At 38.4% G+C, this 9,572-nt stretch carries 9 protein-coding genes; 4 read left to right on the top strand and 5 right to left on the bottom strand.

The window, feature by feature from the left end:
• Positions 1 to 33 precede the first annotated feature (33 nt).
• The 4 genes from rplT to thrS all read right to left on the bottom strand — a co-directional run bounded on the left by rplT (position 34) and on the right by thrS (position 3,336).
• Positions 34 to 378, bottom strand: a complete 345-nt coding sequence (gene rplT / locus F565_RS0120845) for a 50S ribosomal protein L20 (RefSeq protein WP_020215187.1) — start codon at positions 376 to 378, stop codon at positions 34 to 36.
• 98 nt (positions 379 to 476) lie between these two features.
• Positions 477 to 674 carry a 50S ribosomal protein L35 gene (gene rpmI / locus F565_RS0120850; RefSeq protein WP_020215188.1) on the bottom strand — a complete coding sequence of 66 codons (198 nt, stop codon included), beginning with the start codon at positions 672 to 674 and terminating at the stop codon, positions 477 to 479.
• A 134-nt stretch (positions 675 to 808) separates the two neighbouring features.
• Positions 809 to 1,360: a translation initiation factor IF-3 gene (gene infC / locus F565_RS0120855; protein WP_081621376.1), complete on the bottom strand. Its 552-nt coding sequence runs from the start codon at positions 1,358 to 1,360 to the stop codon at positions 809 to 811.
• A 23-nt stretch (positions 1,361 to 1,383) separates the two neighbouring features.
• Positions 1,384 to 3,336, bottom strand: coding sequence for a threonine--tRNA ligase (gene thrS, locus F565_RS0120860; protein WP_020215190.1), 1,953 nt, complete (start codon positions 3,334 to 3,336; stop codon positions 1,384 to 1,386).
• Between the two features lie 443 nt (positions 3,337 to 3,779).
• On the opposite strand from thrS, the gene F565_RS0120870 reads away from it, so the two are divergent.
• From F565_RS0120870 to F565_RS0120885, 4 genes are read left to right on the top strand one after another with little or no spacing between them, the layout of a single operon-like run.
• Positions 3,780 to 3,959 carry a hypothetical protein gene (locus F565_RS0120870; RefSeq protein WP_020215192.1) on the top strand — a complete coding sequence of 60 codons (180 nt, stop codon included), beginning with the start codon at positions 3,780 to 3,782 and terminating at the stop codon, positions 3,957 to 3,959.
• On the top strand, positions 3,959 to 4,537 hold the full coding sequence (locus tag F565_RS0120875; RefSeq protein ID WP_020215193.1) for an ABC-three component system protein: 579 nt from the start codon (positions 3,959 to 3,961) through the stop codon (positions 4,535 to 4,537). Before F565_RS0120870 ends, F565_RS0120875 begins: the two co-directional genes overlap by 1 nt.
• Positions 4,534 to 5,052, top strand: a complete 519-nt coding sequence (locus F565_RS0120880; protein ID WP_154652688.1) for an ABC-three component system middle component 5 — start codon at positions 4,534 to 4,536, stop codon at positions 5,050 to 5,052. The genes F565_RS0120875 and F565_RS0120880 overlap by 4 nt, the downstream gene beginning before the upstream one ends.
• The gene (locus F565_RS0120885; protein WP_020215195.1) at positions 5,042 to 6,967 is read left to right on the top strand and encodes a hypothetical protein; all 1,926 of its coding nucleotides are present in this window, start codon (positions 5,042 to 5,044) and stop codon (positions 6,965 to 6,967) included. The genes F565_RS0120880 and F565_RS0120885 overlap by 11 nt, the downstream gene beginning before the upstream one ends.
• Before the next feature lie 343 nt (positions 6,968 to 7,310).
• Here the strand turns inward: F565_RS0120885 and F565_RS0120890 are convergent, their stop codons facing one another.
• Entirely contained in the window at positions 7,311 to 9,248 is a 1,938-nt protein-coding gene (locus F565_RS0120890) for a trehalase family glycosidase (protein WP_231559652.1), read from the bottom strand.
• Positions 9,249 to 9,572 lie beyond the last annotated feature (324 nt).

Raw genomic sequence — 9,572 nt, forward strand, 5'->3', positions numbered from 1 at the left:
GTAAGAAATAAATATATTGTTTATAAAACGTTTTTATTTAACCTGGTTAACTATCGCTTCAAAAGCTTCAGGGTGGTTAGCAGCAAGATCTGCAAGAACCTTACGGTTCAATTCGATATTTGCAGCTTTAACTTTACCCATGAACTGAGAGTAGCTTAAACCGTATTGTCTTGCACCAGCGTTGATACGCATGATCCAAAGTGCACGGAAGTTTCTCTTTTTAGCTTTACGGTCGCGGTAAGCATAAACCATTGCTTTTTCAACGGCATTTTTAGCTACTGTCCAAACGTTTTTACGTCTTCCAAAGAAACCTTTGGCTTGCTTCATAATTCTCTTTCTACGAGCTCTTGAAGCAACTGAATTTACTGATCTTGGCATAATTTTTCTTTTTTTTTGTAGCAGGCGGCTTGCAAATGCGCAAACACTTATTGGCCATACTCCAGGGTTATTTTAATTGTTTAACCGGCAGCGGCTTATTAGATAAGCCTTAATTGCTGCTTAACGCTCCTCTCATCTGTTGGGTGTACCAGTGCAGAGTGAGTAAGAGCAAGCTTGCGCTTCTTAGATTTTTTAGTCAGGATGTGACTTTTAAAAGCGTGCTTTCTTTTAATTTTACCTGAGCCAGTAACTTTAAATCGTTTTTTGGCAGAGGATTTAGTTTTCATTTTAGGCATTTTGTTCCTGTATTTAATTTATTCTTACTTACTTTATAATCAAGGGCTTTTCGGCCTTCTTAAACATACTTTTAGTAACAACGCAGCAAATAATCACTGCGACGAGTTACTGAACACTGCCTTATAAGGGCTGATTACGCTTTTTTCTTCTTAGGTGCAATAAACATAATCATCCTTTTACCCTCAAGAACCGGCATCGCTTCTACTTTACCCCACTCCTCAAGATCGGTAGCAAGTTTAAGCAGCAATATTTGCCCTTGTTCTTTATAGATAATAGAACGCCCTTTAAAGAATACAAATGCTTTTAGTTTAGAACCCTCTTTAAGGAACTTTTCAGCATTCTTTCGTTTAAAGTCATAATCATGCTCATCGGTTTGCGGTCCGAAGCGTATTTCTTTAACAACAATTTGCGTAGACTTAGCCTTAAGCATCTTGTCGCGTTTCTTTTGTTCGTAAAGAAACTTTTTATAGTCCATAATCTTGCATACGGGCGGCTCGGCGTTTGGTGAAATTTCCACCAGGTCAAGCTCAAATCCCTCTGCCATTTGCAGTGCCTGCGAAGTTTTATAAACTCCCGGTTCTACATTTTCTCCCACAAGCCTTACTTCGGGTACGCGGATGGCATTGTTAGTCCTGTGCGCATCTTTTTTTTCTACTCGAGGCTGGTAGCCTCTGTTGTTTCTTATTGCTATGGCTTTAAAAATTTAAGTTAAACTTGAAATGTTTTTAGTGTTTTATCTACTTCTTCCTGCACAAGTGCAGCAAATGCTTCGATGGTCATTGTTTGGTTACTCTTACCTGCATCGCCATGACGACGTACAGATATCGTGCCGTTTTTCTCTTCTTCCTCGCCCACAATAAGCATAAATGGCAGCTTTTGTACTTCAGCTTCCCTTATTTTTCGGCCTATTGTTTCGTTCCTGTTATCTACGGTGGCGCGAATTTCGTGATTTTCGAGCAAATCTAAAACTTTTTTAGCATAATTTTCATATTTCTCGCTAAGAGACAGTATGATAGCCTGCTCCGGCATTAGCCAAAGCGGGAAATTACCGGCTGTATTTTCCAGCAATATTGCTATAAAGCGCTCCATCGACCCAAAAGGCGCACGGTGAATCATTACCGGTCTATGTAGTTCGTTATCAGATCCTTTGTAAGTTAAGTCGAATCTTTCCGGCAGGTTATAATCTACCTGAATGGTGCCTAACTGCCACTGGCGGCCCAGGGCATCCTTAACCATAAAGTCAAGTTTAGGGCCATAAAAAGCCGCTTCGCCATACTCTACAACCGTGGTAAGATTTTTATCTTTTGCGGCGTTAATAATCGCATTTTCAGCTTTTTCCCAGTTTTCATCGCTGCCTATGTACTTATCGCGGTTCTCTTTATCTCGTAAAGATACCTGCGCGCTAAAGTTATCAAACCCTAATGAGCTGAAAACATACAATACAAGGTCGATAACTTTCTTGAACTCACTATCTAACTGATCGGGAGTACAAAAAATGTGGGCGTCATCCTGAGTAAAGCCACGCACACGGGTTAAACCGTGCAGCTCGCCACTTTGCTCATAACGATATACCGTGCCAAACTCAGCATAACGCTTAGGCAGGTCTTTGTAAGACCAGGGCTTCGTGTTATAAATTTCGCAGTGGTGCGGACAGTTCATTGGTTTCAGCAAAAACTCTTCACCCTCATTAGGTGTATGGATTGGCTGAAAGCTATCAGCACCATACTTAGCGTAGTGGCCGCTGGTAACATATAATTCTTTCTGGCCTATGTGCGGTGTAACCACCTGCTCATAACCGGCCTTTTTTTGTGCTTTTTTAAGAAACTGCTCTAAACGGTCGCGCAGGGCAGCACCCTTAGGCAACCATAAAGGCAGACCCTGACCTACTTTCTGTGAGAAAGCAAACAATTCTAATTCCTTGCCCAGCTTGCGGTGGTCGCGGCGTTTAGCCTCTTCCAAAAGTTCAAGGTATTCGGTAAGGTCCTTTTGTTTCGGGAACGATATACCGTACACACGGGTAAGCTGTTTGTTCTTTTCGTCGCCGCGCCAGTAAGCACCGGCAACGCTCATAACTTTAAACGCCTTTATAATACCGGTGTTAGGTATGTGCCCACCACGGCAAAGATCGGTAAAGGTTGCGTGGTCGCAAAACGTAATAGTACCGTCTTCAAGGTTGGTTATAAGTTCTGTTTTATAAGGGTTCTCTTCGGCAGCATACATAGCAAGCGCTTCGGCTTTAGTAGCGCTGCGCATGGTAAACTCATATTTCTCGCGGGCTATGGCAAGTACCTTATCTTCAATGGTTTTAAAGTCTTTATCGGTAACCACGTGGTCGCCAAAATCAACGTCGTAGTAAAAACCATTTTCTATAGCAGGGCCTATGGTAAGCTTAATGCCCGGGTACAATTCCTGAAGGGCCTGCGCCAAAACGTGCGAGCTCGAATGCCAGAAAGCCTTTTTGCCTTCCTTGTCGTTCCATGTAAATAATATTAGGGAGCCGTCGGTCGTGAGTGGTGTTTTCGTTTCAACAGTTGTACCATTAAAGGAAGCAGAAATCACGTTTCTTGCTAAGCCTTCACTTATGCTCATGGCAACATCATGGGGAGTAACCCCGGCGTCAAACTTTTTAACCGAACCGTCCGGCAATGTAATATCTATCATTGTTAAAAATTTATAGTGTGCAAAGATAGCGTTTTAACCTGCAACAAACAATACATAAACCCCACCAGTTTTTAATATTATTTTCATGGTTTTTAAGAGGGTTAGGAGCGTTAAGGCATGGGCATTTTCGGTAGGCGGATTCCCGCCCTTAGCTTATCTGCCGCCCTGCGGTTGGCAGGATATCGCCTCGGTCGGGGCTAAGGGGAGAGGTTGTTTTGTGTTTGGGATGTTGCTGTCGCGAGCGTCACGCTCGATTGCATCAATAATGTTGCTACAATCATTGTTGCGTGCTAAGAGGTTCGCGCTAGCACTAGCACATGAAAATAAATCACATTTGACAAATCCTTTAACCAATAAACTCTACACTATATAGGAATAGTAGTTTATTTTTATATTTTTAACATTTGTTTATATATTTTTATATTTTTACAAAAAGATTAGTTATGAATTTAGATAAATATAGCACAGAAATTATTATTGCAGTTATTGCAGCTGTTGCAGGAGGTGCATTTTTTATTATTAAGAAAAGTAAGCGAAGCAATAATAAAGTAATTCAAAGAGATATTGACATTAGCGGAGACAGGGGCAAAGTTATCGGTGGTGATGATAACTCTACAAATTAATGATTTTAGGTACTAGACAAGAAGGAATAGATATTAGCGGTCACAATGGCAAAGTTGTGGCAGGCGACGATAATTCTACAAGTTATCATCAATATAGCAGTAAGACTTCTAAATTATCAAAATTGTTTGAGCGTCTAAATAAAGAATATAATGCTAATAATGAAATTAGTGATATCAATGATGATTTACAGAGATATTTAGACAAGAGAGATACGATAGGGTTAGAACAAAAACTGATAAATGGCAATCGGGAATATTTGTTTGATGATGCAAGTTGGCTAAAACAAGAATACGCTAAAAAATTGACAAAATTTCAATTTTTTGAACCAGCCCAAGAGATTCATGCTTTGCTTTTAGGTATAATTCTTGAGAAGTTTAGAAATCGTATATATCCATTAATCAGGGAGAAATCGTCAGATATTGAAATTTTAAAAGTTATCTCAGAGGATATTGTAAACCCAATATTAAATGTTTTACAGGAAGAAGGTTGTGATGATGTTATGGGTTTAGATTCTACAGATATTGAAGGTATGATTTATTTTTTAACTGGGCGTTGCCATATAAAATGGAACTCATGATACTATATCATCAAGCATTTGATCTATACCATTCAGTTTATAGATTACTGCAAATCCTTACATATTTTGATAGAAATGAATATGTTGAAGTTGAAAGGTTAAGAATTTGGGATTTTTACTTATTATTCCCAAATAAAATGAGCAATATAAAACTTAAAAGGGATGAAAAAGATGTTAGGCTAATGATTAAAATTTTTATTTTAAAAGACTCAAATCCTTACGAATTACTTTCCGATAACAGAAAAATGTTTGAGAAGATAAAACCATATCAATTGGGTGCTTTAAAATGTTTAGCATCATATGGGATTATTGATAAAGATTATTTACATTCAAATAGAGTTACAATAGTATCCAAGAAAATTTTATCTACTTATACATCTAAATTTGAACCGTTGGAACCAAAAGAAGTAAACGCAATAAGGCTTCTAACTTCCCATTTTTATTTAATGCCATTATTTGGGGAGTTCGGTTTAAAAGCGAGAACACAGTTATTAGAAAGCAAATATGATGCATAACAATTTATTTTTACATAGATTAATTATTCATACCAACGAAAATAAAATTGCCTATGATGAAACATTCCATAAAGGAATAAACATTATTAATGGCGATAATAGCAGTGGGAAGTCTACAATATCCCATTTTATATTTTATGTATTAGGAGGGTATTTTAATGATTGGGTAAAGGAAGCGAAAAAATGTACACGTGTTATCGCTGAAGTTGAAATGAACGGTGCGGTTTTTACTATTGGAAGAGCGATCCAAATAAATACTGAAAGCAAAAAAGGAAATAGTTCAGAGCCAATTTTTATATATTGGGGAATTGTAGAAGATAGCCTTAAAGCTTCTGCGAATGAATGGTTTAAGTATAATTACAATACAACTTCCGAAAAAAAAAGTTTTTCGAACATATTCTTTGATAATCTTGATTTACCTGTTGTAAAGGAAGAAAGTAATATTACTTTTCATCAAATTTTAAGGTTGTTATATGTTGATCAAGAATCGCCTACGAGTTCATTATTTTATTATGAACAATTTGATACAACTTTGATTCGAGAAACAGTATCGGATTTATTATTAGGCGTATATAACCAAAATTTATATGACGCAAAAACAAGAAAAGTTGAAGCGGAGAAAGAATTTGACGATGTCAAAAAAGAAATTAAAGTTATCAAGCAATTTACTAATAATGATTTACATCTATTTCCTGAACATATTTATCAATTAATTGCTGGTAAAGAAGCAGAGATACATAATTTAGAGGAACAATTAATACAGCTTAAGGAAAAGAATAAAATTGTTCAATATACAAAAAATACAAAACTCAATTTTCAACAATTAAATGACGAAGCAATTATTCAACGTCAAAAGGTAAATGAATTAGATACTGAAATAAAGACTCTCAAGTATGAAATTGAAGATTCACATTATTTCATTGAAACTTTAGAGTCAAAGCAAAGAGCAATAAAAAATTCAGTATTAACAAGGGAATTTCTTGGGGATTTCCCCTTAGATTATTGTCCAGAGTGTTTGAGTGACTTAAAGAAAAATGATGATATAACTGCTTGCAAATTATGTAAAGAACCTGTTGACCAAAGTTTTGGGGTAACGCAAGCGCGCAAAATTGAGCAGGATTTAAATTTTCAAATTAAGGAGTCTAAATCTTTACAGATTAAAAATCAACGTAGATTTTTAGAATTGACTACTAAAATTGATTCTGAAAAAATTAAACTTTCTCAGATACAGATACAAGTAAATTCTGCATTAAAAGATGTAAAATCTGTTAGAGACGAAAAAATTGATGCTCTTTACGGCGATAAAGGCTTTTTAGAGGGAGAAATAATTCAATTTGGAACACTATTGGAAAATGCTGAAATGTATCAAAAATTAGTAGAAAGTAAAGATAAATTAGATAAGGAAATTGATTTTTTGAATACTTCCATAAAATCAATGCAGGGCAATCAGGAACAACTAAAAAAAGTAATTAATGCTGAAATAGAAAAGAAAGGTCTTTATCTGCTAAACAATGATTTGAAAAGGCAGGATGATTTTATTGCAGCTAAAGAATTTAATATTGATTATAGAAATAATATTGCATTTATAGCTGATAAAGATGCGAAATATTCTGCTAGCTCAAATTTTTATTTAAAAACAGCAGCTAGATTTGCAATTTTTCTTGCATCCTTAGAAATTGAGAAGATGAGATATCCAAGATTCATACTATGCGATAATATGGAAGATAAGGGAATTGAACAAGCGAGAGCTTATAATTTTCAAAAGATAATTATTGAAGAAGCTAACAAATATGATTCAAATAATTTTCAAATGATTTATACAACATCATATCTCCCTCCCGAACTTAAGAATAGTAGTTATATTGTTGGTGAATATTATACAAAAATTAATCCAAGTTTAAAAAATATAGATTAGTTAAGTGTCTCCCTGCGGTCAAAATGGAAAACCCTCCCGATTAGTGCTAATTTGTGAAATTAGTGTCTCTTCCTTTGTGCTCCCGATAGCTATCGGGATTGTGTAATAGAGATTTCTCAACTCCGTTACTCTCCTTTTATAAAGTTATTTCTTCAATTCTATCCGGCGTTGGGGCTGGCTCCCCTCTCGAGAGGGGCGGGGGTGTGTCATTTAAAAATTATCTTTAAATCATCATCCCAACACACCCCTAACCCCTCTCAAGAGGGGAACCAACTACACTCATACCCACTATTTAAATGGGAACTGTATACTTCGACCTGCCTTCCGGCAGGCAGGCTGAATACTACTCCTTGAAAATGCTTTCCGGCCGTTCTAAATTATCAAGCTTTTTAATGTAATCATCGCCCAAAAGGCTCATGCCATATTGGTACGATGCATTCATCCACCCAAAACCCGAGCGGGTAATATAAGCAAAGTCGGTACCTACATTGCCATATTCGGCATATACCTTATGGGTGGCATTAACCACATCATACTTTTCTGGGATCGTACCATTATAATCTACGGCGTTTTGAGTGATCGTCCATAGCCAGCGGTAAATCATTTCGCGGGCTTCGGTTTCAAAGCCATAATCAATCAGGCCTTTCCACAAAACCATCTGGTGCGGCGCCCATCCGTTAGGGTAATCCCACTGGCGCTGTACGTTTCCGGTAGCATATTTATCAAGCGATGCCTTGCTGCTTCCGGTAAAACCACCCTGCGCCTTAAGTTCGTGCATTAGTTGCGGAACCATTTGCGCGGCCTCCTCTTTACTTGCCAGCCCCGCCCACAACGGAAAAAAGTTTGTAGCCGACATAAAGTCGCTCCTCTTGCCCGTCCTTTGGTTGTAATCAAAGTAGCCGTGCGTGTTTTCGTCCCACATATATTTATGCATCAGGTTTTTACGGGTATCAGCTTTTTCGGCCCAGTACTGCGGCGTGTAAGTTTTACCGTCAACGCCTGTAAAGCCATCTTTAAAGTAAGTAGCTATAAGGTATTCAAAATCCTTCTCGTACTTATATAATAAGGAGTTTACATCAACACAATTAAGGTCGGCCGCCACGTTATCCAGTCGCCAGCTCGTGTCGTGCCCACTTTCTCTTAGGGTTCGGTCGTGCACAAAATAACGGTCGAGTTCGGCATCCTTAATGGTTCCGTCCTTATAGGCCTGCTCAAATTCCAGTTCGGTAAGTTTATATTTATCGGTATATTCCTGAAGCAACTCTTTAAAATGCCCCGGCTCCGTTTCGGGCGGAATCCCAATCCCGTCGGCATAATATCTGTTCAGTCCGGTGTTAGAAGTATAGCGTTTGCCGCCCATCCACACCGTTTCATATTCCTGTATGGCAATAGCCAGGCTTTCGGCAAGCCATTTAGGGTCTTTAACCGGCATGGCATCATTAACCTCCCTAATAAACGATGATAAAAACGGAGGCTGTGTTCGGGTTAGGTAGTAGGAGCGGTTAGCGTTAAGAATTTTTCCGTAGTATTTTATCTGGTAGCAAAAATTATCAACCATGGCTTTCGCAAGGTCAACCCTGCCGTCGAGCAACAGGCCAATGCCTTCAAAATAACTATCCCAACCGTACATTTCGTTAAACCTGCCGCCGGGCACCACAAAGGGCACACCTTTACCGTTTTCTATTTTAAGCGATAATATCCCTGGCTTATCGTTAATCGACTTTACATAGTCGGACGTAATATCTTTTGGCAACACCACAACATCCAGTTTAGGCATGCGGGTTTGCACATCTTTAAAGTAAGCAATACCCACACTATCGTTATATGGTACGTATATGCGCTGCACATTGTCGTGCATTTTTTCGTCGCCTGCAATTCGGTTTATACCTTCCTCATCAATGGTACGGGTAAGGTCGTCCCAAAACTGCGTGCGAATGCGTCGCGAAATTCTCTCGGCAGGCGGTTCCTGAATTTGGCACAGGCTAATATGCAGGGTAGGGGCAGTGCCGTCTTTTGCAATAGCCAGTTCCTGTAGCAGGTTGCTTATATAATAGGTGTTGCGCAAAATCACGGTATGGCCATCGGTACTCACCATTCGGTAATCTTTATTAACAGGCGCATCGTCTTTAGTAATGCGTTTATCGCCATCAGTGTCATACCCGGCAAGCAATTCCTGCATTGTTGTATCAATGGGCAAGTCGAAAAATATCTGGCTTTCTACAAATTTTGAACTGCAACTCATAAGCAAAATAACTGCCAACAGCACACTAAGTGTGTACATGGGCATTTTTAGGTTAAAGAAAAATCTATTCATGTAAGAAAAAACTACGTGAACCATAAATATACACCATTTAGCCCGTTTCATAATTGCAGGCATTAACCCTTAACATTACATTAGCATGTTTGCATAATAAATAGCACACCTATATATAAGGAGCAGTTGTTGCATGCGCATATTAGCAGTGGTCGCGCCCGCTATCCGCTGTACACGCCGCCCTACGGTTGGCGTGGTGCCGCTGCTATCGGGGCTAAAAGCATGTTAATTTTTAATTTGCCATCTTAGATTAACAGGAGTGAGTACAAAATACACCGCAGGCGTAAACCT

It is taken from the genome of Flavobacterium rivuli WB 3.3-2 = DSM 21788, assembly GCF_000378485.1.
Classification (GTDB): domain Bacteria; phylum Bacteroidota; class Bacteroidia; order Flavobacteriales; family Flavobacteriaceae; genus Flavobacterium; species Flavobacterium rivuli.